This window comes from Streptomyces sp. S3(2020) (assembly GCF_013044505.1).
Classification (GTDB): domain Bacteria; phylum Actinomycetota; class Actinomycetes; order Streptomycetales; family Streptomycetaceae; genus Streptomyces.
In genome coordinates, this window is sequence record NZ_JABERD010000134.1 from 1 (window position 1) to 26185 (window position 26185).

A 26185-nucleotide genomic window follows, 5' to 3' on the forward strand; every position below is an offset into this window, starting at 1 on the left:
CCACCCACCCGCCCGTCGGCCCGGCCCGCTCAGCCCCTCACGGGGACGGCGACGGCCCGCTGTCGGTACGGGCCCCTGCCTGGACGGTCCCGCTCCGGATCCTCGCCGCACCCGGAGGCTTCCCGCCTCGCCACCCCATGGCCCGCCGCAAGGCCCGGCGCCCGCCCGTCGACCCCGGCCCGTTCAGGTCGCGCCATCAGGCCTTTGCCCGCGCCCGCTGAAACGGCCGCTCGTTCGGGGCTTTAGCCATACGCAGGTCGGGCTGCTCAGACTCACCGGCGCAGGGCAATTCCCCGCACCGCGGTTCCGCACCCCTCAGCCAGAGCGGCGCACCACTCGGACGTCCCTTGCCCATCGCCAGGAAGGTCATGTTCATGATCGAGCCGTTGGACGCACGCCCGTGAGCGCCACCGTCCGGGCGCCGGCCAAGGCCGACCTCCATCTCGGCGTGCCGACCGACACCGCGCACCGCGGCGGTCCCTCTTTCCGTGAAGGAGCAGCGTGAACAGTGTGGCGACGCCGGCCCCGGCCGGCGCACAGACCGCGGCCGGGGTGCCGTTCTTCTCCCAGGCGGCCACCTTCGAGAGGCTGTGGCCGCAGATCGAGGCCCACACCGCGGACGTCCTGGAACGCGGCAAGTACTCGCACGGCCGCAAGGTCCTGGAACTGGAACGGGCGATCGCCGACTACACCGGCGCCCGGCACGCCATCGCCGTGAACAACGGCACCGACGCCCTGGTGCTGCTGCTGCGGGCGGCCGGGGTGCAGCGCGGCGACGAAGTGGTGGTCCCCGCCTTCACCTTCGCGGCGACCGCCACCTCGGTGGCCCTGGCCGGAGCCACGCCGGTGTTCGCCGACGTCGACCCGGTGACGTACGCGATGGACCCGGCGTCGTTCGCCCGGGCGGTGACCGAGCGCACCAAGGCCGTCATGCCGGCGCACCTGTTCACCCAGCTCGCCGACATGGACGCGATCAGCGAGATCGCCGCCGCCCACGACGTGACGGTGCTGGAGGACAGCGCCGAGTCGATCGGCATGCGTTGGAACGGCAAACACGCCGGTCTGCTCGGGCGCGGCGGTGTGCTGTCGTTCTTCCCGACCAAGACCCTCGGCGCCATCGGTGACGCGGGCATGATCCTCACCGACGACGAGGAAGTGGCCGAGCGGGCCGGGATCCTGCGCCACCACGGCCGTATGGGCAAGACCATCGACCACATCGCCGGCATCTCCAACCTGTCCGGCGCCTCGGGCACCAACTCCAAGATGGACGACATCCAGGCCGCCGTCCTCCTGGCGAAACTGACGGACCTGGACCAGGACATCGCCCGCCGCGCCCAGCTCGCCGAGGCCTACACCGAGCGCCTCAAGGACATCCCGGGAGTCCTGCGCGTGCCCACCGTCGTGGAGCGCGCGGTCCCCACCACCCCGGTCTTCTACGTCTACGAGATCGAGGTCGAACGGCGCGACGAACTCGTCGCCCACCTGAACGCGCGCGGCATCGGCACCGAGACGTACTACCCGATCCCGCTGCACGTACAGCCCTGCTTCGCCGAACTCGGCTACAGCGAGGGCGACTTCCCCGTCGCGGAGGCCGCCTGCCGCAACGCCGTGGCCCTTCCGTTCTACCCGGACCTGACCGAGGCGCAGCTGGAGACCGTCGCCGACGCCGTACGGGACTTCTTCCAGGGGAGCCAGCTGTGAGGACACTGCCCTTCTTCCCGCCCGACCTGTTCGAAGCGGACCGCGACGCGTTGCTCAAGGCGATGTTCGACGTGGGCACCGACCCCGAGCAGCGCTTCATCCTCGGCCGCCGCACCGCCGAGTTCGAGCAGGAGATCAAGAAGGCCACCGGCGCCCACGACGTCGTGGCGTGCGGCAGCGGCACCGGCGGTCTGGAACTGGCCGTCGGCGCCCTGGACATCGGGCCGGGCGACGAGGTCATCGTCCCCGCGTTCTGCTGCCAGCCCGTGGCATCGTCCGTCATCAACGCGGGCGCCACACCCGTCTTCGCCGACGTCGACCCGTGGACGATGGTCATCGACCCCGACTCGGTGGAGTCCCTGATCACCGAGCGCACCCGCGCCGTACTGCCCGCCCACCTGTTCAACATCATGGCCGACATGCCGCGCATCAACGAGATCGCGCGGCGCCACGACATCGCGGTGATCGAGGACGCGGCCGTGGTCCAGGGCGCGGAACTCGACGGCGTCCCGGCCGGCCGCTGGGGCACCCTCGGAGTCTTCTCCTTCTTCCAGGTCAAGGCGTTCGGCACGGCCGGCGAGGGCGGCGTCGTCCTCACCGACGACCCCGAACTGGCCCGCGCCGTACGGATGCTGCGCAACCACGGCCAGGACGGCGTGAACCGCTTCCTGCACCACCGCATCGGCCGCAACAGCCGCTTCGACGAGGTGATCGCGGCCTTCCAGATGCACCGGCTGCCCACCCTCGCCGACCGCCTGGAACGCCGCGCCACCATCGCCGACTACTACACCGAGCGGTTCGCCCCGCTGGCCGAGCGAGGAGTCAAAGCACCCCCCGCCGGCCGCAACGGCCGCTGCTTCTACGTCTATTCGATTCAGGTGTCCCGCCGCGAGGACCTTCGGGCCTACCTGACCGAGCACGGCATCGGCTCGCACGTCTACTACCCCACGCCGCTGCCGTTGCAGCCCGCCTTCAACGCCTGGGCCCCCGAGGGCGCCGACTGGCCGAACGCGCGCTGGGCCAGCCGGTCGAACCTGGCCATCCCGATCTGGCCGCACCTGACCGACGCCGACGTCGAGCGCATCGCCGACACCATCTGCGACTTCTTCGCCTAGGGACCCGGAGGGCCACCCGTCATGACGACAACCGTCCAGAGCGCCGACGCCTCGCAGGAGTACGTCTTCGACTCCTCGTGGGACAAGGAGACCGAGCGGCTGATCACCAACGAGGCCATCTGGGACCCGGGGACCTTCGAGCGTTTCGAGAAGCTCGGTGTGCGCGAGGGCTGGCACGTCCTGGAGGTCGGCGCCGGCTCCGGCTCGGCCGCCCGGCGCCTCGCCGAGCTGGTCGGCCCCACCGGCCGGGCGGTCGCCGCCGACCTGAAGACCGTGCGCCTGGTCGAGGACCAGAAGAAGGGCACGCTCGACGTCTGGGAGATCGACATCCGCGAGGACGAACTCCCCGAGAACTCCTTCGACCTGGTGCACGCCCGGATGCTGGTGCAGCATCTGCCCGGCCGCCAGGCCGTGATCGACAAGTTCGTCCGCGCACTGCGCCCCGGCGGCCTGCTGTTCCTGGAGGACACCGACTCCTCCACCCTGTTCCGCTCCGCGTCCGGCGAGGACTTCCTCCAGGACGTGCGCGCCGCGGGATACGGGCTCATGCGCGAAGCCGGCCACGACCCGCGCGGCGGCCACGTCGACCTGCGACTGGCGCTCGACTCCGGCCTCGAGGACGTCACGGCCGAGGGCCGCGTCGTCATGGTGCGCGGCGGCTCCGAACAGGCTCGCCACTACCAGCTGTGGCTGGAGTTCATGGCCCCGCAGATCGTCGCCGCCGGACTGGTGAGCGAGGAGCGCATCGCCGAGGCGATCACCGAGATGGGCGACCCGTCCCACAACTGGCTCAGCCAGGTCCAGATATCCACCGTCGGCCGCAAGCCCCGCACGGCCTGACGACCACCCAGGACGACGAAGAGAGGAGGAGCGGACATGAGCCAGGCCATCGCGGTCAAACCGACCGGGCGGCTGCGCGCCTACGCGCGGCTGGCAAAGCTGTCGTTCTTCGACTACTACCTGGCCGCGCCGGTCGTATGGGCGCTGCTGCCCTCCGATCTGCGCGACGACCCGAAAGTGCTGTGGACGCTGGTCGTCACCACGCTCGGCTGGGTGGCCATGACCGCCGCGACGGTCGCCTTCGACGACGTGCACGGCTTCAGGGACGGCAGCGACGACGTCAACTACGACCCGAAGGCCGCGCTGCGCAACCGTGAGCGCAAGCCGCTGCTCAACGGTGACCTGACGGAGCATCAGGCGCTGCGCTTCGGGTATCTGGCCCTGCTGGCCAGCCTGCTGTGGATGGGTGTGGCGGTGGCCGTCGCCCCGCACACCCCGACCTGGGTGCTCCTGCTGATCCCGTTCCAGGTGGCGATCAGCGTCCAGTACTCGCACGGGATGCGGCTGAGCTACCGCGGCGGGCAGGAACTGGTGCTGCTGCTGAGCCCCGGCCTGATGGCGCTGATCCCCTACGGCCTGACCGACGGTCACCTCACCGGCGTCATCGTGCTGGAGACGTATCTGATCGGCGTCTGGTCGCTGCTGGTGTCGGTGTACTCCAACGTCAACGACCGCGAGGGCGACCGCGCGGCCGGCCGTAAGAACCTCGCCACCGTGCTGACACCGTCCGCCTACTCCGTGGCCATCGCCCTGATCTCGCTGACCGAGACCGCGGCGCTGCTGATCGCCTGGGCGGCCGACGCCGTACCGGGCTGGTTCCTGCTGTGCATGGTCCCCGTCCTGGTGATGCGGGCCCGGCAACTGCGAGCGGGCCTGGGCCAGAACAACGCGCTGCTGGCCCGCAAGCTCGGCGTCGACACCCACCGGATCGGGGTGGCGGCCCTGCTGATCGCCAACCTGCTCGTCATCCGCTGAACCCCCAGGAAGGCAAGGCAGAGCATGAAGAAGACCCCACGCCCCAAGAACCTGGGTGCGTTGTTCGAGTACTACGCCGACGCGAAGACCCCCACCTGGCACCTCGACCGGCCCTACGACATCGCCCCCGAGGGCGGCCGGACCTACACGGTTGCCGCGCTGGCCCGGCTGGTCGCCGAGATGTCGGGGCGGCTGCACGCGGCGGGTCTGCGCCGCGGCGACCACCTCGCCATCATCAAGGAGAACCACCACGACGTGGTGCTGCTCGCCGCGGCCGCCGCCCGGATCGGCGCGCTGCCCGCGATGATCTCCTCCTCCAACGCCCCCGACGTGCACGCCAAGATCATGGAGCGCTTCCAGCCGAAGGTGCTCGTGGCCTCCGGCTCGGTGCTCGGCGCCGCGGCCGCCCAGGGCGTGCGGCTGACCGGCCCGGGCTGCCAGGTCCTCGCCGTCGACGGCGACCCCTCGCTCGCCGAGGGCGGCATCAGCCTGGCCTCGCTCGCCGGCGCCGACATCCCGGCGATGGACCTGCGCCCGGACCACGAGCCGATGATCTGCACCCACACCTCCGGCACCACCGGTGTGCCCAAACTGGTGGTGCACTCGCCCAACACCCTCCTCGGCGTGCTCACCAAGCTGGAGACGATGCCGCTGCCGGGCCTGTCCATCCGGCCCGACGACGTCTTCGCCTCCTGCATCGCCTTCGTCCACGGCCGCGCCATCACCTGGACCTTCGCCCAGCTGGCCCGCCCGCCGAAGAAGGTCGTCATCCTCGGCGGCAACGAGCCCGACCTGGTCGCCGAGATGCTCAGCGAGCACCGGCCGACCGTGCTGGAGGCCTGCCCGAACATCTTCCAGCGCTGGGAGCACCTCACCGAGACGCACCGCCCCGCGTTCAGCCGCGTCCGGTTCTTCGTCAACACCTTCGACGCCATCCACCCGCCCACCGTGCGGGCGTTCATGGACGCCTCCGACCAGCGCCGCCCGGTGTGGGGCCAGGTGTGGGGGCAGAGCGAGACGGGGCCGGTCGCCATGGCCGTCTACTCCCGCAACCAGATCCGCAAGAACGAGGGGGCGCTCGACCCGGTCACCAACGTCGTCGGCCGCCCCATCCCCTTCATCACCCAGGTCAAGATCGTCGACCCCGACACCCGCAAGCGGGTCCCGGCCGGCGAGGCGGGCGTGGTCCTGGTCAAGACCAAGGGGCGCTGCCTCACCTACCTCGGTGAGGACGACCGGGCCCAGGAGAAGGACTGGGACGGCTGGTGGAACACCGGCGACCTCGGCGTGAAGTCCCGCACCGGCGCACTGCGCCTCCAGGACCGCGAGGTCGACCTGATCCCCGGCACCAGCTCCATCGCCCTGGAATCGATCCTCCTCGAGCGCGTCCGCAAGGCCACCGAGGTCATCGTCCTGGGCGACCCCGAGGGCGGCAGGCCGGTGCCGGTGCTCAGCCTCTCCGAGGGCGAGCTGAGCGAGACGCAGTGGCAGGAAGCCACCCGAGGACTGCCCGAGCTGGCCCCGCCGCACGTCATCGCGTGGGAGGACTTCCCGCGCACCGGCACCTGGAAGGTGCGCCGCTTCGACCTGCGCCGGCAAGTGCTCGACTCCCAGGCCACCTTCGGCACCGGCCGCTGGACCTGAGCCGCAGGCCGCCACCACACGACTTCATCAGAAACGGACGGGTCGATGCCAAAGATCGTCATCATGGGCCAGGGGTACGTCGGCCTGCCGCTCGCGGTACGCGCCGTGGAGGCCGGCGAGGACACCACGGTCGTCGGCTTCGACGTCGACGAGGACCGCGTCAAGAGGCTTGCCGCGGGGGAGTCGTTCGTCGAGGACGTCGCACCGCAGCGGCTCGCGGCCGCACTGGCCACCGGGCGCTATCTGCCCACCACCGAGGAGCGCGCGGTCGGCGGCTTCGACGTGGCCGTCATCAGTGTGCCGACGCCGCTGCGCGAAGGCGTCCCCGACCTCAGGGCCATCGAGTCGGCCGCCCGGATCCTGGGCCGGTTCCTGCGCCAGGGCTCGACGGTCGTCCTGGAGTCCACCACCTACCCCGGCACCACCGAGGAACTGGTCGCCCCGATCCTGGAGGAGTACTCCGGTCTGAGCGTGGGCGTCGACTTCCACCTGGGCTACAGCCCGGAGCGGATCGACCCGGGCAACCGGGTGTGGACCCTGGAGACCACCCCCAAGGTCGTCTCCGGTGTCGACGAGGCGTCGCTCGCCGCCGTCGACGCCTTCTACCGCACGGTCGTCGATACGACCGTCCCGGTGAAGTCGCCCAAGGTGGCGGAACTGACCAAGCTCGTCGAGAACACCTTCCGGCACGTCAACATCGCCCTCGTCAACGAACTGGCCGTCTACGCCCGAGAGTTGGGCATCGACGTGTGGGAAGCGGTCGACGCCGCCTCCTCCAAGCCGTTCGGATTCATGCGCTTCACGCCCGGCCCGGGTGTCGGCGGCCACTGCCTGCCCGTGGACCCGGTCTATCTGTCCTGGCGGGTCAACCGGGCCCTCGGCCACCGCTTCCGCTTCGTCGAGCTCGCCAACGACGTCAACGACCACATGCCCGCCTACGTCGTACAGCGGCTGCTGACCGCGTTCAACGAGCGCGGCCGCGCCCTGTCCGGCTCCCGCGTCCTGGTGCTCGGCCTGGCCTACAAGCCGGACACCGGCGACGCCCGCGAGTCGCCCGCCGTGCGGGTCGTGGACGGGCTGCTGCGCCTGGGCGCCGAGGTACGGGCCGTCGACCCGCACGTCGTGGAGAGCGCCCCGGTCGACCCGCGGGTCATCCGCACCGACCTGGACGAGCAGGAGCTCGCCGCGGCCGACGCGGTGGTGCTGCTCACCGACCACAGCGCCTTCGACCTCGACCTGATCACCCAGCACGCCCGGTTCATCCTGGACACCCGCCACCGGCTGCCGGCCGGACCCACGGTGGAGTACCTGTGACCGGCGCCGCCCGGCACGTCCTGGTCACCGGCGCGAGCGGGTACATCGGCGGCGCCGTCGCCCACGCCCTGCTGGCCGCCGGGCACCGGGTGACGGGCCTGGTGCGCGACCCGTCCCGGGCGGCGGGGCTGGCCGCCGCCGGAGCCGACCTGCGCACCGGCGACATGCTGCGCCCCGAGACGTACGTACCGCTCGTCCAGGACGCCGACGCGGTGGTGCACGCGGCACAGCTGCGTTTCACCGGCCGGCTCACCAAGGCGCGCGTCCGGCGCATCCGCCAGGCCGACGCCGTCATGGCGGGCGCCCTGGCCGACGCCTGCCAGAGGCACGGCCGGCGGCTGCTGTACGCGAGCGGCGCCTGGGTCTACGGCGACCACGGCGATCGGTGGATCGACGAAACGGTGCCGCACCGCCCCGCCCCGCTGGGGGTGTGGCACGCCGCGGCGACGGCCCGGCTGCGCGCCATGGCGGCCGACGGCCTGGACGCCGTGGTGCTGCACGCCGGTTTCGTCTACGGACCGGGCGGCAACTTCCGGGCCGCCTTCGCCGACCAGGCGGACCGGAGCGGGCGCATCCGCCACCCCGGCGACGGCTCCAACCACTGGAGCTGCGTCCACCTCGACGACCTGGCGGCCGCCTATCTGGCCGCCCTGCAACGGGCACCGGCCGGCGCCGAGTACAACATCGCCGACGACGAGCCGCTGCCGCTGGCGCAGTTCGCCCGCGAGGCCGCCCGCGCGCTGGGCGCCGACCTGGCCGCACCGGTGCCCCGGGCGGTGGCCGCGCTCGCCCTCGGCGGTCCCGTCACCGCCTCGCTGACCACCTCCTACCGGCTGAGCAACGCCCGCGCACGGGACGAACTGGGCTGGCGCCCGGCGTATCCGACCGTCGCCGAGGGACTGCCCTCGGCCGTCGCCGCCCTGCGCGGCACCCCGGCCCCGACCCCGACCTGACATCCGTAGCGACCCGACCCGACACCCGTACCGGCCCGCCGGTCACCGACACGGCCCGACGCCGCACCCCGTGGCCCCAGCCCCGGAACGCGGCGGCACCGCACCACGCATTCCCACAACGCACGAGAAAGGGCGCACACATGAGCCTCAACCCAGGTGCCCGAGGCGGGCACGGCGGTGACGGCCACGCCGTCGTGATCGGGTCGAGCCTCGCCGGAATGGCCGCAGCGCGAGCTCTCTCCCCCCACCTGCGCAAGGTCACGATCATCGAGCGGGACCCGCTGACCGTGGAACCCCGCTGGCGGCGAGGCGTGGCCCAGGCACGGCACGCCCACAACCTGATGGCCGCGGGACACCAGGGCCTGGAGCGGCTCTTCCCCGGCATCACCGGCGAACTCCTCACGGCCGGCATGGTCGACGTCCGGATGCCCGAGGACATGCTGCTGCTCGCACCGGGCGGCTGGATGTCCCGCTTCGAGACCGACCTGTCGATGATGACCGGCACCCGCGACGTTATCGACGCGGTGGTGCGCGAACGCCTGCGCGCCGACCCGAAGGTCGAGTTCGTCGAGGAACACGAGGCCCTCGCACTCCAGAGCGGGCGCGGCGGCGACAGCGTCACCGGCGTGTGGGTACGCGGCAGGGACGGCGACACGCGCACCGGCTGGGGCGAGAAGTACCTCATCGACGCGGACTTCGTCGTCGACGCCACCGGCCGCAAGTCCAAGGCCCCGCAATGGCTGGAGGAGCTCGGCTACGAACGCCCGCGGGAGACCGTGGTCGACGCGAAGACCGCGTACGCCACCAGCGTCTACGAGCCGCCCGCCGGCCATGTCGCCGACTGGTCCTGCATGCTGCTGATGGCGTCGTCCGAGATCCCCCGCCAGGGCATCCTCAACCCGATCGAGGGCGGCCGCTGGATGGTGTCGGTCTCCGCCAGCGGCGGGGACCGCCCGCCCACCGACCACGAAGGGCTGCTGCGGGCCGCGGGCACCCTGCGCGACCCGGTGCTGCGCGACGTCATCGAGTCCGCCACCCCCGTCGGACCGGTCCACGGCTCGGGCCGTACCGAGAACCGCTGGCGGCACTTCGAGAAGCTGAGCCGCTGGCCCGACGGATTCCTCGTCATCGGCGACGCGTTCGGCGGATTCAACCCCTCCTACGGGCAGGGCATGTCCACCGCCGTGCTGTGCGCCCAGGTGCTCAGCGACAAGATCGCCGCGCGCGGCACGCACATCGGACTCGCCGGCCCCCTGCGCAAGGCCTTCGCCCGCACCATGACCCCCGCCTGGCAGCTGGCCACCGGCATGGACTTCTCCTACCCCTGGGTCTACGAGGTCACCCGGCCCGACGCCGTGACACGGTTCGGCAAGCGCTACGTGGACCGCCTCACCGCCGCCGCGGTCACCGACCGGCACGCGGCCCTGCTGATGCTCCAGCACACCCAGCTCCTCGCCTCACCGGCCGCCATGTTCCGGCCCCGGGTGATAGCCGCCGCCCTGCGCGGCCCCAGCGGCCCCGGCCCGGCCGGACCGCCCAGCACCACCCACGGCCTCGGCTCCCGGCACACCCACACCGCCGCACGGCTCACGGGCCTCCCCGCCCACCGCAGCACCAGAGCAGCGGCGCCCGCACCCGAACAGGTGCCGTCCACGACCGCACCCGGCACCTCCGGCACGCCCCTGCACAACACGAGGAGAACCCCATGACCGTCGTCCCGGCGCCGCTGCCCGAGGCGGACCTCCCGCCCTGCGTCGGCGAGGACCTCACCGTCCGCGTGCCCGTGGACGGCGCCGACCGGCACATCGCCGGCCGGCTGCTCGTCCCCGAACAGGGGACGGACACGGTGCAGGTACTCATTCCCGGCCTCACCTACGACCGCCGCTACTGGACCCTGCCCGGCGCATACGACTACAGCGCCCACATGCTGCGCGCCGGATACGCCGTGCTGCTCCTGGACCGCCTCGGCACCGGTGACTCCAGCAGGCCCCACGGCGACCTCGTCGACCTGGACGCCCACGTGGAGAGCATCCACCAGGCGATCACACTGCTGCGCTCCGGCACCCCCGAAGGCCACCGCTTCTCCCGCGTGGTGAGCGTCGGCCACTCCTACGGATCGGGCATCGCCCTCGTCGAGGCGGCCCGGCACGCGGACGTGGACGGCCTGGTCATCACCGGCATGCTGCACACCACGACCGACTTCTACGAGAAGGTCGACAAGGTCCACGACTTCTTCCACCCGGCGAACCAGGACCCCCTGCTCGCCGGTCTCGGCGCGCCCGCCGAGTATCTGACGCAGCGTCCGGGACGCCGCGCCAGGATGCTCGAGTTTGCGGGCGGCATCGATCCGGAACTGTCCGCGCACAACGAACTGATCAAGTCCACCGCCACCTGGGGCGAGGGCAACTCGCTGCCCGAGACCTACCGGTCCGAGCACTCACGGGCCGTCAAGGCGCCCGTCCTGGTGGTGGTCGGGGAACACGACGCGCTCTTCAGCAGCTCGGACGTGGGCTTCGCCGCCCGCTCCGAGGCCGTGCACGCCTTCGAACGGGACTACTACGCGCCCGAGGCCCAGCTGGAGACCCATGTGGTCCCCGGCGTCGGCCATTCGCTGAACGTGCACCGCGGCGCCACCGAGTTCTACGACCTGGCACGTGACTGGTTCGACCGCAGATTCGCGGAAGTACGCGGACCCTCCCGGCCGGCGTGAAGCCGAAGCCCTCACCCACACCATAGGAGGAACGATGTTCGACAGGCTTTCACGCCTGGTGCTGCGCTCACCGCGCAAGGTGGTTCTGTTCACCTTGCTGCTGGTGTTCCTCGCCGGAGCCGCAGGCGGCGGCCTGCAGGACCGGCTCACCTCGGGCGGCTACGAGGCCACCGGCACCGAATCCCGTGCGGCGGCCGAGGAGTTGGAGAAGACCTTCAAGCAGGGCGAACCGAACCTGCTGCTGCTGGTCGAGGACAAGCGGGGCGTGGACGACGCATCCGTCGCCGCGGCCGGCCGCGACCTCACCGAGAAGCTCTCCAAGGAGAGCGACATCACCGACGTGGTCTCCTACTGGACCACCGGAAGTGAGGCGCTGCGCAGCAAGGACGGCGACAAGGCCATCGTGCTGGGCCGGATCGACGGCGGCTTCGACGACCAGATCGACTGGGCGAAGAAGATCGACGAGAAGTACTCCGGCACGGTCGACGGCCTCGAGGTCAAGACCGGCGGCTCGGCCATGATGTGGCACGAGAACATCGAGACCTCCAGCAAGGACGCCTCCAAGGCCGAGGGCATGGTGTTCCCGCTGCTCCTCATCGTGCTGGTGGTCATCTTCGGCAGCGCCCTGGTCGCGCTGCTGCCGGTGGCCGTCGCGTTCGGCGCGATGCTGGCGTCGATGGGCACGCTGTTCGCCATCACCTTCGTCAACGACACCTCCAGCGTCGTCGTCAACACCACGACGTTCCTCGGTATCGGTCTGGGCATCGACTACTGCCTGCTGTTCGTGACCCGCTACCGCGAGGAACTGCGCCAGGGCCGGGACATCAACACCGCGATCACCACGACCCTGCGCACCGCGGGGCGCACCATCCTGTTCTCCGCGCTCACCGTGGCCGTCGCGTTCGTCGGCCTGCTCGTCCTGCCGTTCACGATGCTGCGCTCGCTCGCGATCGGCTGCATGACCACCGCACTGGTCGCCGCCGCGGTCACCCTCGTCCTGGCCCCGGCGGTGCTGCGCTGGATCGGCCCGCGCGTCGACAAGTGGAGCCTGTTCAAGCGCAAGCAGGACCCGGCCAACGACGGCGGCGGCTTCTGGCACCGCACGTCCACCGCCGTGATGCGGCGCCCGGTGCGGGTCGCCGTGCTGGTCCTCGCCGTCGTCATCACCCTCGGCCTGCCGGCCATGGACATGAAGCTGCGGCTGCCCGACGAGGCGGTCCTGCCCGCCGACGCCAAGTCCGCCCAGGTCGCCCAGGTGCTGAAGAAGGACTTCGACACCCGCGAGCAGCAGGCCCTGACGGTCGTCGCGGCCCATGCCGGCGATCCGAGCACGAAGACCGACACCATCGACGCCTACGCCAAGGACCTCTCGAAGGTCGCCGACGTCAGCCGCGTCGACGCCCTGACCGGCTCCTACGTCGACGGCGCCAAGGTCGCCGAGGCGAGCGAGGCCAACACCCGGTTCGGTGTGACCGCGGGAACCTGGCTGTCCGTGGTGCCGTCGGTCGACGCCTACGGCTCGCAGGGGGAGAAGCTCGTCGAGGCGGTGCGTGACACCAAGGCGCCGTTCGACGTGAAGGTCGGCGGCCCGGCCGCGGTCAGCGTCGACACCTTCGACACACTGGGCGACAACCTGCCGCTGTCCGCGGCGATCCTGTTCATCGGCATGTTCCTGCTGCTGTTCCTGCTCACCGGCAGCATCCTGCTGCCGCTCCAGTCGATCCTGCTGACCGTGCTCAGCCTCACCGCCACGTTCGGCGCCCTGGTCTTCATCTTCCAGGAAGGCCACCTGGCAAGCCTGTTCGGTGACTTCATCATCACCGGCAGCATCACCTGGACCGTGCCGATCATGTGCTTCGGCCTGGCCTTCGCACTGTCCATGGACTACCAGGTGTTCATGCTGTCCCGGATCAAGGAGGAGTACGACCGCACCGGCGACAACGAACTGGCCGTCGCCAACGGCCTGGAGCGGGTCGGCAAGGTCGTCACCTACGCGGCCGTGCTGCTCTCGCTGGTCTTCCTGGTCCTCATCACCTCCGGCATCAGCTACATGAAGGCGATCGGTCTCGGCATGGCGCTGGCGATCCTCATGGACGCCACGCTCATCCGCGGCGGTCTCCTGCCGGCCCTGATGAAGCTGTTCGGCAGCGCCAACTGGTGGGCGCCCGGCCCGCTGCGGAAGTTCCACGCCCGCTACGGCCTCAGCGAGGCCGAAGCGCAGGAGGCACCGCCGATCCCCGGCGGGCGTACCGGAAGCGACAGCGACACTCCGGTCCCCAGCCAGCCGCACTGACGCCGCACCGGCCGCCGGCCCGGCCCCGCACCCAGCGGGGCCGGGCCGGCGGCGGCCCGGCTCCAGGCACCCCCGAGAGGTCCTACGACGGAAGAGAACGGCCGATGCCCAAGACCAAACGCCCCAAGAACATAGGGGCCCACTTCGACCACTTCGCTGACAAGCCGGGCCCCATCTGGCACCTGGACCGGCCCTTCGACATCGCCCCGGACGCGGGCCGCGCCTACGACTCCACGTCCCTGGCGCACCTGGTCGCCGACATGTCGGGACGCCTGTACGCGGCGGGACTGCGCCGCGGCGAACGGCTCGCCATCATCAAGCACAACCACATGGACGTCGTCCTGCTGGCCGCGGCCGCGGCGAGGATCGGCGCCCTGCCCGCCATGATCACCGCGACGTTCCCGCCGGACACCCTCGGCAAGATGATGGAGCGTCTGGAACCGAAGGTGATCGTCGCCGCCGACGACGTGCTGGCGGCCGCCCACGAACAGGGCGTGCAGCTGGCCGGAGCCGGCACCCGGGTGCTCGCCGTCGAGGGCGAGCGGCTCTCCGGCGGCGCCACCCGCCTCGCCGACCTCGCCGGCAGCGACATTCCCGCGCCCGACCTGCGCCCGGACTCCGAGCCGATGCTGCTCACCCACACCTCCGGCACCACCGGCGTACCGAAGTTCGTGATGCACTCGGCGGACACCATCGGCGTGTACGGGGTGATGGAGACCATCCGTATCCCGTTCCTGTCGACCCGCCCCTCCGACACCGTCGCCTCCTGCATCGCCTTCGTGCACTCGCGCGCGGTGACCTGGGTGATGGCCCAGTCGGTGCTGGTGCCCACCAAGGTCGTGGTGCTCGGCGGCTCGGATCCGGACGTGGTCGTCGAGACCCTCCAGCGCAACCGCCCCACCACGCTGGAGGCCTGCCCCAACATCTTCCAGCGCTGGGAGCACCTGCCCAAGGCGCACCCGGAGCTGTTCAGCGACGTGCGGATGTTCGTCTCCACGTTCGACGCCATCCACCCCAGCACGATCCGCACCTTCATGGAGACCAGCCGCAGGCGTCGCCCGGTGTGGGCGCAGAGCTGGGGGCAGAGCGAGATCGGTCCCGCCACGCTGGCGCAGTACCCCAAGCGCAAGGTGATGCGGAAACGTTCCGACGGCCATGGGACGTTCACCCGGAACGTGGGCCGGCCCGTCCCCTTCGTCACCAAGATCAAGGTGGTCGACCCGGAGACCCGGCGCCCGGTCTCGCGGGGCAGCAGCGGCCTGGTCCTGATCAATGGCAAGGGCCGTTGCCTGGGCTATCTCGGCGAGCCCGAGCGCTACGAAGAGAAGGTCTGGGACGGCTGGTGGAACACCGGTGACATCGGCGTCCACCGCTGGGACGGCACCGTCGACATCCTCGACCGGGAGGTCGACGTCATCCCCGGCACCAGCGGCATCGAGCTGGAGAGCCTGCTCCTTGAGCGTCTGGAGGACGCCTCCGAGGTCATCGTGCTCGGCAATCCCAACGGGCTGCCCGTGCCGATCATCTCGACCCACAGCGGCACCCTGGACCGCGCCGCGTGGGAGCGCGCCACGGCCGGCCTGATCGCGCTCGATGAGCCCCGCGTCGTCGACTGGGAGGACTTCCCGCGCACCGGCACCTGGAAGGTCCGCCGCTTCGACCTGCGCCGCAAGGTGCTCCAGAGCCAGGAGACCTTCGGCAGCGGACGGTGGACGTGAGCGTAGGCCGAGGCGCTGAGCGCGGGTGTTGAACGTGGGTGTTGCCCGGCCGGTACCGGCCGGGCAACACCCACGTTCAACACCCGTTTCTCAGGCGGGCAGCCCCAGGCCGGCCAGCGCGTGCTCGGAGATCGAGGCGGCCAGCTCGGGTGTGAGCGGGCCGGTGCCCAGCAGCAGCCGGAACCACAGGGAGCCGAAGACCAGGTCGACCGCCGTGTCCAGATCGATGTCGGTGCGCAACTGGCCCTGTTCCTGGGCCAGTTCGAAACGGGCCCGGGCCACCGTCCGGTTGGGCGTGTACACCTTCTCCAGGAAGGTCGCCGCCAGGCGTTCGTCCGAGTGGATCTCGGCGATGACGGCCCGCAGGTGCGGTCCGATGCCGGGATCGGCGAACAGCCGTGCGGTGGCGGCCAGTTGCTGCTCCAGGTCCGCCCGGATGTCACCGGTACGGGGAAACCTCATGTGCGGGGCGACGGCATGCAGCAGCGCCTCCATCACGACGAGGTTCTTGGCGGGCCAGCCGGCCCACACCGTCTCCTCGTCGACGCCCGCGCGCCGGGCGATGTCCCCGACGTCGAACGCCTGGTAGGCGCGCTCGCGGCACAGCCCGAGCACCGCGCCGAAGATCCGCTCACGCGTCGTCACATCGCCTGCCACCAGGGCGGATTGCTCCACGCTTGTCATACGCAAAAGCGTATGGCCCGGTCCGGCGCGGCCCGGGGCGAGCGCCCTGACAACAACTGGCCATGCAGGAAATGACAGCTCCCACGCCCCCTGTCCGCTGTGGTTCCGTGAGGCGCACTGGCTGAAAAAGACAGCGAGCCGGCGCGGATCAGCGCGGGCGGAGCCGAATGTCCCGAGCGTTCTGCGACAGGGGACACACCACTCCAGCGGAGGACATGTGAGCGGCACGACGACGACGCGGCCGGGTGCCGGGGGCATGCTCGGCTTCGATCCCACCGACCCCGGGTTCCAGCAGGATCCCTACCAGCACTACCGGCGGCTGCGGGAGAACACCCCGGTCTTCCGCAGCCCGGCGGGCTTCTGGGTGCTCAGCCGGCACCGGGACTGCGACCTCGTCATGCGCGACGAGCGGTTCGGCTACCCCTCGCCCTCCGCGGCGACACAGGAAGCGGCGGGCGACGGGACGGCACTGCCCGGCGGGTTCGCCGACCAGCGCCACATGCTCATCTTCATGAACCCGCCGGACCACACCCGGCTGCGCCGCGTCCTGCGCGACACCTTCGGGCCACGCGTGATGCGCAGCGCCAACGGCTACATCGAGGAACGCACCGGGCAACTCCTCGACGAAGCCCTGAGCGGCGGCCCCGAGTTCGACCTGATCTCCGCCCTCGCGCACCGGCTGCCGTTCGGCGTGATCTGCCATCTCCTCGGAGTGCCGGAGCACGACCACCCGATGATCGAGAAGTGGGCGCAGGACTACCTGGCCGGCGTGTCCCCCTCCTTCACCGTCTCCCAGGCCAACCACCAGGCCAGGGACGAGGCGCTGACCGCCCTCAACGACTACTTCCTCGCCCTGGCCACCGAGCGGCGCCGGGCACCGGGAGAGGACGTGCTGAGCCGCCTCGCGGCCGCGGCCGACGAAGGCCAGATCAGCGAACAGGAACTCCTGGGCACCTGCATCCTGCTGTTCATCGCCGGACACGGCACGACCACCAACCTCATCGGCAACGGCGCCCTCGCCCTGCTGCGCCACCCCGAGCAACTCGCCCGGTTCCGCGCCGAACCGGAGCTGGCCGCCGGCGCCGTCGAGGAACTGCTGCGCTACGACTCGCCCTCCCACCTGTCCATCCGGGTGGCGTTCGAGGACGTGGACCTGGGGGAGGGGAACGTGGTCGGCGCGGGCGAACAGGTCATCGTCGTCCGGGGCGCCGCCAACCGTGACCCCGACGCCTTCCCCGACCCGGACACCCTCGACCTCGGCCGCACGGACAACCGGCACCTCAGCTTCGCCTCCGGTATGCACGTCTGCTTCGGCGCACCCCTGGCCCGTACCCAGGGCAAGGTCGCCCTCGGCACGCTCTTCCGCCGGGCACCGGGGCTGGCGCTGGCCGCCGACCGGTTCGCGTACAAGCCCAGCCTGCTCTCCCGCGCGCTGGAAGCACTTCCGGTCACCACCCGCAGTTGAGTTCTCCGGCAACGACCCACACAACTTTGGAGACCCTGATGAGCACCAAGAACCTCGTCGTGGAAGGCGTGCTGGAGCTGACCGGGGGGACCGACACGGACGCCGCCCTCGACAAGTACTACGCGCCCGCCTTCATCCAGCACAGCCCGCTGTGCGCGGCCGGCCCGGCGGGCCTGCGTCAGCTGACCGAGCGCGCCAAGAGCGCCGGCGCCCGCTACGACCTGCTGCGTTCCATCGCCGAGGGCGACATGGTGCTGCTGCACGCCCGGGTCACCGGCCTCGCCGAGGTGCCGCTCATCCTGTTCAACCTGTACCGCGCCGGCGACGGCAAGGTCCAGGAGCACTGGGAGGCGGTGGGCCCGGAGCTCGGTCCGACCGCGTCCGGGCACGACATGGGCGACGGCTCCGCCGAGGTCACCGACCTCGACCGCACCGAGGCGAACAAGGAACTCGTGCGCCGCCTGCTCGAAGACGTCTTCGTCGGCGGCGATCTGAGCACGCTCGACGGATACACCGAGGGCGGCGAGCTGATCCGGCACGCGTCCGGAGTCGCCGACGGTGTGTCCGGCCTGCGGGAGACCCTCGCCGCGGCGGACTACCTCAAGCTCCACCGCGTCATCGCCGAGGGCAACTTCGTCTTCGCCCAGTCCGAAGGCACCCTGAACGGCAAGCCGCACGCGTTCGGCGACCTGTTCCGCGTCGCGGACGGAAAGATCGCCGAGTACTGGGACGTCAGGACCGAGATCCCCGAGACCCTGCCGCACGACAACGGCATGTTCTGAGCAACGGCATGTTCTGAGCGGGCGGAAACTCCCGGCCGGGAGCCGAACCACCAGAGCGCGGCGGCGCTCCACGCCCTCCCGCGCTCCACACCCTCCCCGCGCTCCACACCCTCCCTGCGCCCCGCGATCCACCCTTCGGTACCGACTGGCCCGTCACTTGAGTGACGGGCCAGTCGAAGTAGTGGGCGCCCGGCGCCGATCACGCCCTCTTCCACGTCAGCCCACGGGACAGGAAAGCCGATGCCCAAGACCCAGCGCCCCAAGAACATAGGGGCCCACTTCGACCACTTCGCCGACAAGCCGGGCCCCGTCTGGCACCTGGACCGGCCCTTCGACATCGCCCCCGACGCCGGCCGCGCCTACGACAACGCGGCGATCGCCCAGCTCGTCGCCGACATGTCGGGACGCCTGTACGCGGCGGGACTGCGCCGCGGCGAACGGCTCGCCATCATCAAGCACAACCACATGGACGTCGTCCTGCTGGCCGCGGCCGCGGCGAGGATCGGCGCCCTGCCCGCCATGATCACCGCGACGTTCCCGGCGGACACCCTCGGCAAGATGATGGAACGGCTGAAGCCGAAGGTCATCGTCGCCGCCGACTCGGTACTCGCCGAGGCGGCCGAGTCCGGCGTCGCCCTCGCCGGGCCCACGACCCGCGTCCTCGCCGTCGAAGGCCGGGAGCCACTCGCCGGCACCACCGCGCTCGCCGATCTCACCGGCTCCCCGACACCCGCGCCCGACCTGCGCCCCGACGCCGATCCGATGCTCCTGACGCACACCTCCGGCACCACGGGCGTACCCAAGTTCGTGATGCACTCCGCCGACACCATCGGTGTGTACGGGAAGATGGAGACGATCCGCATCCCGTTCCTGTCGACGCGGCCCGACGACACCCTCGCCTCCTGCATCGCCTTCGTGCACTCGCGCGCGGTGACCTATGTGATGGCCCACTCGATCCTGGTCCCCTCCAAGGTCGTGGTGCTCGCCGGCTCCGACCCCGACACGGTCGTGGAGACCCTCTCCCGCAACCGGCCGACGATGCTGGAGGCCTGCCCCAACATCTTCCAGCGCTGGGAGCACCTGCCCAGGACGCGGCCGCACCTGTTCACCGACGTACGTGCCTTCGTCTCGACCTTCGACGCGATACACCCGAGCACGGTCCGCGCGTTCATCGCCACGAGCAGGCGGCGGCGCCCGGTGTGGGCGCAGAGCTGGGGGCAGAGCGAGATCGGCCCGGCGACGCTCGCGCAGTACTCCAGGCGCACGGTGATGAAGCCCACCGAGGGGGAGCCGTTCACCAACAGCGTCGGCCGTCCCATCCCCTTCGTCACCCGGATCAAGGTCGTCGACCCGGAGACCCGCAAACCGGTCAGGCGCGGTGAGCGCGGCATCGTCCTGGTGAAGACCAAGGGCCTGTGTCTCGGCTACCTCGGCGAGCCCGAGCGGCACCGCGAGAAGATCTGGGACGGCTGGTGGAACACCGGCGACATCGGCATCCACCGCCGCTCGGGCAACCTGGAGATCCTCGACCGCGAGGTCGACGTCATCCCCGGCATCAGCGGCATCGAGCTGGAGAGCCGGATCCTGGAACGCCTGGACGACGCCACCGAGGTCATCGTGCTCGGCGACCCGGGCGGACCGCCGGTGCCCGTCGTCTCCACCCACAGCGGCACCCTGGACCGCGAGGCCTGGCGGCGCGTCACCGCGGACCTGCCCGAGCTCGCCGAGCCCCGCGTCATCGACTGGGAGGACTTCCCGCGCACCGGCACCTGGAAGGTCCGCCGTTTCGACCTGCGCCGCAAGGTGCTCCAGAACCAGGACACCTACGGCACAGGACGCTGGACATGAGCAGCGCCCGCCGGCACGGGGTGCTGAACGGAGCGTCGTACAGCCTGCGCGTGGAGAAGTCCGCGCCCGGCAACGGGCGCAGACGGTGAGATCGGCACCGGCACGGCCGGTGGCGGCCGAGGCAGGCGCCTACGAGAGCGACGAACAGCGCTGGCGGGCGGTCCGCGAACGCGACGACGCCGCGGACGGAAGCTTCTACTACGCGGTGACGACGACCGGGATCTACAACCGGCCCTCGTGCGCGGCGCGACTGGCCCGGCGGGAGAACGTCGAGTTCCACGCCTCGCTCGATGAACTCCACACGCGCGGCTACCGGCCCTGCCGCCGCTGCCAGCCGGGAGAACCGGAGCCGAACCGGCCGCACGCCGCCGTCGTGGCCCGCGCCTGTCTGCTGATGAACGCGGCGGTCGCGCCCCCGAATCTGGACGACCTGGCGCAGAGCGCCGGCTACAGCAGGTTCCACTTCCACCGCATGTTCAAGTCCCTGACCGGCCTGACCCCGCACGCCTACTGGACGGCGGTACGGGCGCAGCGGGTGCGCGAGGAGCTGATCCGCGCCCGGACCGTCGCCGACGCGATCTACCAGTCGGGCTTCACCACCACCGGCCAGTTCTACGCCGTCTCCTCGGCGATCCTGGGCATGACCCCGCAGGAGTTCCGCGCGGGCGGAGCGGGCGTCGAGATCCGCTCGGCCATGGCCGTCACCGATACCGCACCGGTCCTGGTGGCCGTGACGGCGAACGGCGTGTGCGCGGTTCTGGAGGGCCCCGAGCAGACCGCGCGTGCGCGGCTGGCGGAGCTCTTCCCCTATGCGGTACGCCGTGCCGACGACCGGTGGTTCGAGGCACGCCTCGCCCACGTACTGGCCCGCCCCGCGGCCCTGCACCCCGTGGACGCACTGCTGCCGAGAGACGTCCGCCAGGTCTGCCGCCACGAACGGATCCGCCAGCTGCTGCGGATCCACCTGGACCCGGCATCCGCTTCCGGTTCGGCCCCCGACATGGCGATGGCGTGATCTTTCCTACGAGGTCAACTCCCCGAGCCACCCGGCCGACCGTCCGTGGACGGCCTCGCGGAACGGGCCAAATGCCGTGCGCGGCCTGCGACTTCGGGCGCCGCAGGCCGCCGCGCCGACGCCCCGGACACCTCAGGACAGCCGCCGAGTACGAGCGCAATTTTCTGAGTGCCGATGGCGTGAACCGATCTATAGCGTGGCCGTATCGACTCATCAGGACAAAGGGGTTGGCGCGATGGCTCGCCACGCTGAAGGTATCCACAGGCGGAACTTCCTGACCGGGGGCGCGGCCGCCGGAGGAGCCGCCCTCCTGACGGGAACGGCCCTGGCCACACCGTCCGCAGCGGCCGACCGCGCCGCACCCACGGGGCCGGTCACCACGGTCGCCCCCGGCGACAAGCGCTACCAGGACCTGGTGCAGGGCTGGAACCAGCGATGGGCCGCCGCACCCGAGAAGATCTGCCTCGCCGAGACGACCGCACAGGTCCGCTCCGTCGTCCAGGCGGCCGTGAACGCGGGCAAGCGCCTGACGGTGCGCAGCGGCGGCCACTGCTTCGAGGACTGGGTCTTCAACTCCGACGTACAGGTCATCCTCGACATGACCAGGATGGACCGGGTCTACTTCGACCCCGACAAGAACGCCGTCTGTGTCGAGGCCGGCTCACAGGTGCTCAACGTGTACGAGCGCATGTACCGCACCTGGGGAGTCACCATCCCCGCCGGCACCTGCTTCCAGGTCGGCGTCGGCGGCCATGTCAGCGGCGGCGGCTGGGGCCTGCTCTGCCGCCAACTGGGCCTGGTCGTCGACCACCTGTACGGCGTCGAGGTCGTGTGCGTCGGCGCCGACGGCACGGCGTCGGTCAAGGTCGCGACCCGCGAGCCGGGCGACCCCAACCGTGACCTGTGGTGGGCCCACACCGGCGGCGGTGGCGGCAACTTCGGTGTCGTCACCCGCTTCTGGTTCCGCTCGCCCGGAGCGACCGGCACCAACCCCGCCAAGCTCCTCCCGCAGCCGCCCGCCGAAGTACTGCTGCACGCCACCGCCTGGCCCTGGGCCGACATGACCAAGGACCGCTTCGCACGGCTGGTCAAGAACTTCGGCGACTGGCACACCAAGAACATCAAGTCCGGCACCGTCAACGACAACCTGACCAGCGTGCTGTGGCTCAACCACAAGTCGGCCGGCTACATCGGCCTGGTCACCCAGGTCGACGCGACCGTCCCGGACGCGCAGAAGATACTCAACGACTATCTGAGCGCCATCACCGCAGGCCTCGACGTGGCCAACGAGCCGATGACCACCCCCATGGGCGAAGTGGCGGCGATGCCCGAACTCGCCGCACCGCGCCGGATGCCCTGGCTCCAGGCCGCCCGCTACATCGGCACCACCAACCCGACACTGAACGACCCCAGCCTCAAGTCCGACTTCAAGTCCGCCTACTACCGCAAGACCCTGCCGACGGCCCACATCGACGAGTTCTACAAGCACCTCACACGCGACGACCTCGTCAACCCCACCGCCGCGGTACAGGTGAGCTCCTTCGGCGGCCAGGTCAACGCGGTCGCCCCGGACGCCACCGCCGCCCCCCACCGCGAGGCCGCGTTCAAGGCGGCCTGGGGGCTGTGGTGGAGCGACCCGGCGGCCGAGGACATCTCACTGCGCTGGATCCGCGAGTTCTACCACGGTGTCTTCGCCGACACGGGCGGCGTCCCGGTCATCAACGACGTGACCGACGGCGCCTACGTCAACTACCCGGACATCGACCTGAGCGACCCGCAGTACAACACCTCCGGTGTGCCCTGGCACGAGCTGTACTACAAGGGCGGTTACGCCCGGCTCCAGAAGGTCAAGAAGGCGTACGACCCGCGCGACTTCTTCCACCACGGCCAGTCCGTGAAACTGCCGGCCACCTGAGCCGTCCCGTCCCACCCGCCGCGCCCCCGCCGTCCACGACGGTGGGGGCGCGGCGGGTCGGGCAGGCCGACAGCCGTCACGCGGCCTCGGACCCGGCCGTCGCACCCGGCAGGGTGTACGCCGGTGCCGACGCCAGCGAGAGCACGGCACGGGCGATTGCGTCGGAGTCGCCCAGCGTCACCGAGTTCACGCCGGGCCGGATCCCGGCGGCCGTCACCCAGTGCACGGACTCGGTGGGCACCCCGTAGGCGAACCGCCGCGGGTGCGCCCGGCCCGAGGCGTCCACCAGACGGTAGGGCCGCTCGGTGACGGCGAGACCACCGGTCTCGTACGTCCGTGCGCCGGGACCGTGGATGCGATAGCGGCTGCACTGGCCGGTCGTCCGCAGATGGAGCAGCAGCGGGTCGGCGGTGCGCCGCAGATCGATGTCCGGCAGCCGGGCCTCGATCAGCACCCCGGCCCGCACCTCGGAGCCGGGCACCCTCGGCGAGGAGGCCACGAACTCCCGCGCGTCCTCGTCCAGTTCCACCTGGACGTCGGGACCCACGATGGTCAGGACACCGGCCTCGATCAGCGCGATCATCTCCCGGATACGCGAAGCGGGCGGGCCGATCGACAAGAACGCGTTGAGCGGCGTGTACCAGCGGTCGAGGTGGTCGCGGTGCGAGTCCGCCGTCAGACCGTTGTGGTCGATCAGGAGACGTATCTCGTTGCGCAGATCCCGCAGCGCGTCCAGCGCCGACTTCAACGGCCCCGAGACATTGCCCTCAAGGGCATCCGCGACATCCTGGCCGAGCCGGACGAGCAGCCACTTCCGCCAGGCGTCCGGGCCGTCGAACCGCGCCCCCTCGTCGGGCCGGGTGATCCGCTCCCAGTCCCAGCGGTCGCCGGCACCCACCCCGTACGCGTCCAGCACCTCGCGCTCGGCGGCACTGTCCCACGGCGTCTCCAGCAGCCGCTCACGGAAGGCGTCCACGACGGACGCGTCCTCGGTACGAGCCAGCAGCGCCGTGTAGTAGACCGTCTCCGCCTCCTTGGCGATCAACGGCCAGATGTCGGCCTTGAAGTCCAGGCCACCCCGGCGGGCCCCCCGCGCCTGCAACTCGGCCACCTTCGCCTCGTCCAGCAGCAACGGAAGATGCCGGCCATGGGCACCCTTCTCGTTCTCACCACGCGCGTGGTACGGCACCCCGCGCCGCGAACCGGCGTACAGAGCGGGCTCCTGGCCCGAGGGCCGGTAGACCAACTGCCCGTCGACCTCCTCGTACACACCACCGCGCCCCTGGGTCAACAGCGCCATGTAGTCGAAGAAGTTGAGCCCCAGCCCGCGCAGCAGCACCGGCTCACCCGCCTCGACGAACGCCAGGTCGATGTCGGCCGGGTTGACGGGCCGCACATGCCGCAGCCCCAGAGCCCGCGCCTTCCTGTTCAGCCGGGCCACCGTGTCCGGGTCCTCGGCCTCCACATGACCCAGCGAGAGCACCACCGCGTCCAGGCCGGCCAGCTCACGGCCGTTCTCCAGCCGCACGGTCTGCGTCGCGTCCGGGCCCTCCGCCGCGTCGTCCAGGGCGACGGCACGGGTGTGATGGACGACGATGTCGACGTGCAGCGGGGCGAGCGTGACCACCCGGTGGAACACCCACTCCAGGTAATGGCCGTAGAACGCGCGCGTCGGATACGTGTCCGGGCCCATCCTGCCCGCCTCCGCATGGAAACCGTCGTCCAGACCGGACTCGCCTGGTTCCAGCGACGCCATCAGCTGCGCCCACTCGTAAAGGCTCGGCCCGGTCTCCAGCGGGCCCTCCATCTCCACCGACTCGTCGGTGAAGAGGGTCACTTGAGAGGCGACGGTGTTCATCAGCAGATGCCGGGACTGGCTGCCGCGCCAGACACGGCCCGAGCCCGGCCGCTCGGACTCGACCACATGCACGGTGAGCCCGGTGTCCGGGGCGAGGGCGGCATTGGCGCAGACACGTGCCAGCACCGACAGCCCGCGGGGCCCGGTGCCGATGATGCACATGGTCAGTCGCTGGTTCCCCATCTGTTGCTCCTGCTCGGCGTGGAAAGGCACGGAAAGGCATGGAAAGGCACGGCAAGGCGTTGACTCACGGGAGAGACGAAGGAGCCGCAATGGCCTGTCATGGCGCGGCTCCGGTACGAGGGAAGCAAATCCTCTGCGCCGAATTCGGGTCAACGAATGGCTGCCCGAGGCACCACGCCGGTGCCGCCAAAGGAAAAAACGTGCCAGTGTCCTGCCGCACCGCGAATGCCGCGACGTCCTATTGCGCGGTCCTGGGCACGCACCTCACCACGCCTTGCCATACGACTGTCATGCCGCCCCGCGAAACACCGAAGGGATCTCCAGGAGCCGTCCGCCATGCGGTGGGCTTCAAGCCCGGCTTTAGCCCCGTTGCGGACACTGGCCGCACCCCGCACCTTCAGGACCCCGACCCTGGCCGCGAACGCCGAGGAGCTCCCCATGACGACCCGTACCTCCGGGCAGGCCGCGCTCGCCGCAGGACTGCACGGCTGGCTCACCGCTCGTCTCGCGCTCTACCTCGACCGCCCCGAGGGGACCCTGGACGACCGCACCCCGCTCGTCGCCTACGGCATGGACTCCGTGACGGCCCTGAGCCTGTGCGGCGACCTGGAGGACGAGCACGGCCTGATCGTCGACCCGAACCTGGTCTGGGACCACCCCACGATCGCCGCCATCGTCGACCACCTGACACCGCGTCTGACGATGCCGAGCACACGCGTGAACCCGTAGCAGGCACACGACACCGACCGAAGCGGCGCCCGTCCTCCGACGGGCGCCGCTTCGGTCGTCACCACGGTTCAGGCGCTGAGGACGGGAGCCCCCTCGACCACCGGGTGGTCGCGACCCAACGGGTCCGCCCCACTCGCGCCGCCCGGCGAGCCGACCGTCTCGAACACCTCGGCGTTGGCCGCGCCGAACGCACTCCACTGCTCCGGCAGATCGTCCTCGTAGAAAATCGCCTCGACCGGGCAGACCGGCTCGCACGCCCCGCAGTCCACGCATTCGTCCGGGTGGATGTAAAGCATGCGCGGACCCTCGTAGATGCAGTCCACAGGACATTCGTCGATGCAGGCCTTGTCCTTCACCTCGACGCAGGGCTGAGCGATGACGTACGTCATGCGGGGACTCCTCGGAAAAGGAAGAGAGAACGGGGGAGGGGAGGGGAGGGGAGG

The 26185-nt window shown here is 70.8% G+C and carries 21 protein-coding genes; 18 read left to right on the forward strand and 3 right to left on the reverse strand.

Annotation, left to right across the window (positions count from 1 at the left end):
* The 12 genes from HLK59_RS50555 to HLK59_RS32910 all read left to right on the forward strand — a co-directional run.
* A partial coding sequence (locus HLK59_RS50555) for a hypothetical protein (RefSeq protein ID WP_206327889.1) occupies nucleotides 1-221 on the forward strand: 221 nt, incomplete at its 5' end.
* A 280-nt stretch (nucleotides 222-501) separates the two neighbouring features.
* The gene (locus HLK59_RS32860) at nucleotides 502-1701 is read left to right on the forward strand and encodes a DegT/DnrJ/EryC1/StrS family aminotransferase (protein WP_346779856.1); all 1200 of its coding nucleotides are present in this window, start codon (nucleotides 502-504) and stop codon (nucleotides 1699-1701) included.
* Nucleotides 1698-2816, forward strand: coding sequence for a DegT/DnrJ/EryC1/StrS family aminotransferase (locus HLK59_RS32865; RefSeq protein WP_346779857.1), 1119 nt, complete (start codon nucleotides 1698-1700; stop codon nucleotides 2814-2816). Before HLK59_RS32860 ends, HLK59_RS32865 begins: the two co-directional genes overlap by 4 nt.
* Nucleotides 2817-2837: 21 nt before the next feature.
* Nucleotides 2838-3656, forward strand: coding sequence for a class I SAM-dependent methyltransferase (locus tag HLK59_RS32870; RefSeq protein ID WP_171145228.1), 819 nt, complete (start codon nucleotides 2838-2840; stop codon nucleotides 3654-3656).
* A 36-nt stretch (nucleotides 3657-3692) separates the two neighbouring features.
* Nucleotides 3693-4631, forward strand: coding sequence for a UbiA family prenyltransferase (locus HLK59_RS32875; RefSeq protein ID WP_171145229.1), 939 nt, complete (start codon nucleotides 3693-3695; stop codon nucleotides 4629-4631).
* A 24-nt stretch (nucleotides 4632-4655) separates the two neighbouring features.
* On the forward strand, nucleotides 4656-6275 hold the full coding sequence (locus HLK59_RS32880) for a class I adenylate-forming enzyme family protein (protein WP_171145230.1): 1620 nt from the start codon (nucleotides 4656-4658) through the stop codon (nucleotides 6273-6275).
* Nucleotides 6276-6320: 45 nt separating this feature from the next.
* Nucleotides 6321-7589 carry a nucleotide sugar dehydrogenase gene (locus HLK59_RS32885; RefSeq protein WP_171145231.1) on the forward strand — a complete coding sequence of 423 codons (1269 nt, stop codon included), beginning with the start codon at nucleotides 6321-6323 and terminating at the stop codon, nucleotides 7587-7589.
* Entirely contained in the window at nucleotides 7586-8542 is a 957-nt protein-coding gene (locus HLK59_RS32890; protein WP_171145232.1) for an NAD-dependent epimerase/dehydratase family protein, read from the forward strand. The genes HLK59_RS32885 and HLK59_RS32890 overlap by 4 nt, the downstream gene beginning before the upstream one ends.
* A 140-nt stretch (nucleotides 8543-8682) precedes the next feature.
* Complete coding sequence (locus HLK59_RS32895; protein WP_171145233.1) at nucleotides 8683-10251, forward strand: FAD-dependent monooxygenase; 1569 nt, start codon at nucleotides 8683-8685, stop codon at nucleotides 10249-10251.
* On the forward strand, nucleotides 10248-11252 hold the full coding sequence (locus HLK59_RS32900; RefSeq protein ID WP_171145234.1) for an alpha/beta hydrolase: 1005 nt from the start codon (nucleotides 10248-10250) through the stop codon (nucleotides 11250-11252). The genes HLK59_RS32895 and HLK59_RS32900 overlap by 4 nt, the downstream gene beginning before the upstream one ends.
* Nucleotides 11253-11286: 34 nt before the next feature.
* Entirely contained in the window at nucleotides 11287-13545 is a 2259-nt protein-coding gene (locus HLK59_RS32905) for an MMPL family transporter (RefSeq protein ID WP_171145235.1), read from the forward strand.
* 104 nt (nucleotides 13546-13649) lie between these two features.
* Nucleotides 13650-15263 carry an AMP-binding protein gene (locus HLK59_RS32910; RefSeq protein WP_171145236.1) on the forward strand — a complete coding sequence of 538 codons (1614 nt, stop codon included), beginning with the start codon at nucleotides 13650-13652 and terminating at the stop codon, nucleotides 15261-15263.
* Between the two features lie 90 nt (nucleotides 15264-15353).
* On the opposite strand, the gene HLK59_RS32915 is transcribed toward HLK59_RS32910, so the two are convergent.
* Nucleotides 15354-15947, reverse strand: a complete 594-nt coding sequence (locus HLK59_RS32915; RefSeq protein ID WP_171145237.1) for a TetR-like C-terminal domain-containing protein — start codon at nucleotides 15945-15947, stop codon at nucleotides 15354-15356.
* Between the two features lie 217 nt (nucleotides 15948-16164).
* On the opposite strand from HLK59_RS32915, the gene HLK59_RS52480 reads away from it, so the two are divergent.
* The 5 genes from HLK59_RS52480 to HLK59_RS32940 all read left to right on the forward strand — a co-directional run bounded on the left by HLK59_RS52480 (nucleotide 16165) and on the right by HLK59_RS32940 (nucleotide 22972).
* Entirely contained in the window at nucleotides 16165-17412 is a 1248-nt protein-coding gene (locus HLK59_RS52480; protein WP_206327890.1) for a cytochrome P450, read from the forward strand.
* Between the two features lie 38 nt (nucleotides 17413-17450).
* On the forward strand, nucleotides 17451-18194 hold the full coding sequence (locus HLK59_RS32925; protein WP_171145238.1) for a nuclear transport factor 2 family protein: 744 nt from the start codon (nucleotides 17451-17453) through the stop codon (nucleotides 18192-18194).
* A gap of 240 nt (nucleotides 18195-18434) precedes the next feature.
* On the forward strand, nucleotides 18435-20042 hold the full coding sequence (locus HLK59_RS32930; protein ID WP_171145239.1) for a class I adenylate-forming enzyme family protein: 1608 nt from the start codon (nucleotides 18435-18437) through the stop codon (nucleotides 20040-20042).
* An 85-nt stretch (nucleotides 20043-20127) separates the two neighbouring features.
* A complete protein-coding gene (locus HLK59_RS51385) occupies nucleotides 20128-21057 on the forward strand; it encodes an Ada metal-binding domain-containing protein (protein ID WP_171145240.1) in 930 nt (309 codons plus the stop codon).
* A 235-nt stretch (nucleotides 21058-21292) separates the two neighbouring features.
* On the forward strand, nucleotides 21293-22972 hold the full coding sequence (locus tag HLK59_RS32940) for an FAD-binding protein (protein ID WP_171145241.1): 1680 nt from the start codon (nucleotides 21293-21295) through the stop codon (nucleotides 22970-22972).
* A 76-nt stretch (nucleotides 22973-23048) separates the two neighbouring features.
* Here HLK59_RS32940 and HLK59_RS32945 read toward each other — a convergent pair whose 3' ends face one another.
* Nucleotides 23049-25013, reverse strand: coding sequence for an FAD/NAD(P)-binding protein (locus tag HLK59_RS32945; protein ID WP_171145242.1), 1965 nt, complete (start codon nucleotides 25011-25013; stop codon nucleotides 23049-23051).
* A 438-nt stretch (nucleotides 25014-25451) separates the two neighbouring features.
* On the opposite strand from HLK59_RS32945, the gene HLK59_RS32950 reads away from it, so the two are divergent.
* Nucleotides 25452-25742, forward strand: a complete 291-nt coding sequence (locus HLK59_RS32950) for an acyl carrier protein (RefSeq protein WP_171145243.1) — start codon at nucleotides 25452-25454, stop codon at nucleotides 25740-25742.
* Between the two features lie 68 nt (nucleotides 25743-25810).
* On the opposite strand, the gene fdxA is transcribed toward HLK59_RS32950, so the two are convergent.
* Complete coding sequence (fdxA, locus tag HLK59_RS32955) at nucleotides 25811-26131, reverse strand: ferredoxin (RefSeq protein ID WP_171145244.1); 321 nt, start codon at nucleotides 26129-26131, stop codon at nucleotides 25811-25813.
* Nucleotides 26132-26185: the final 54 nt, after the last annotated feature.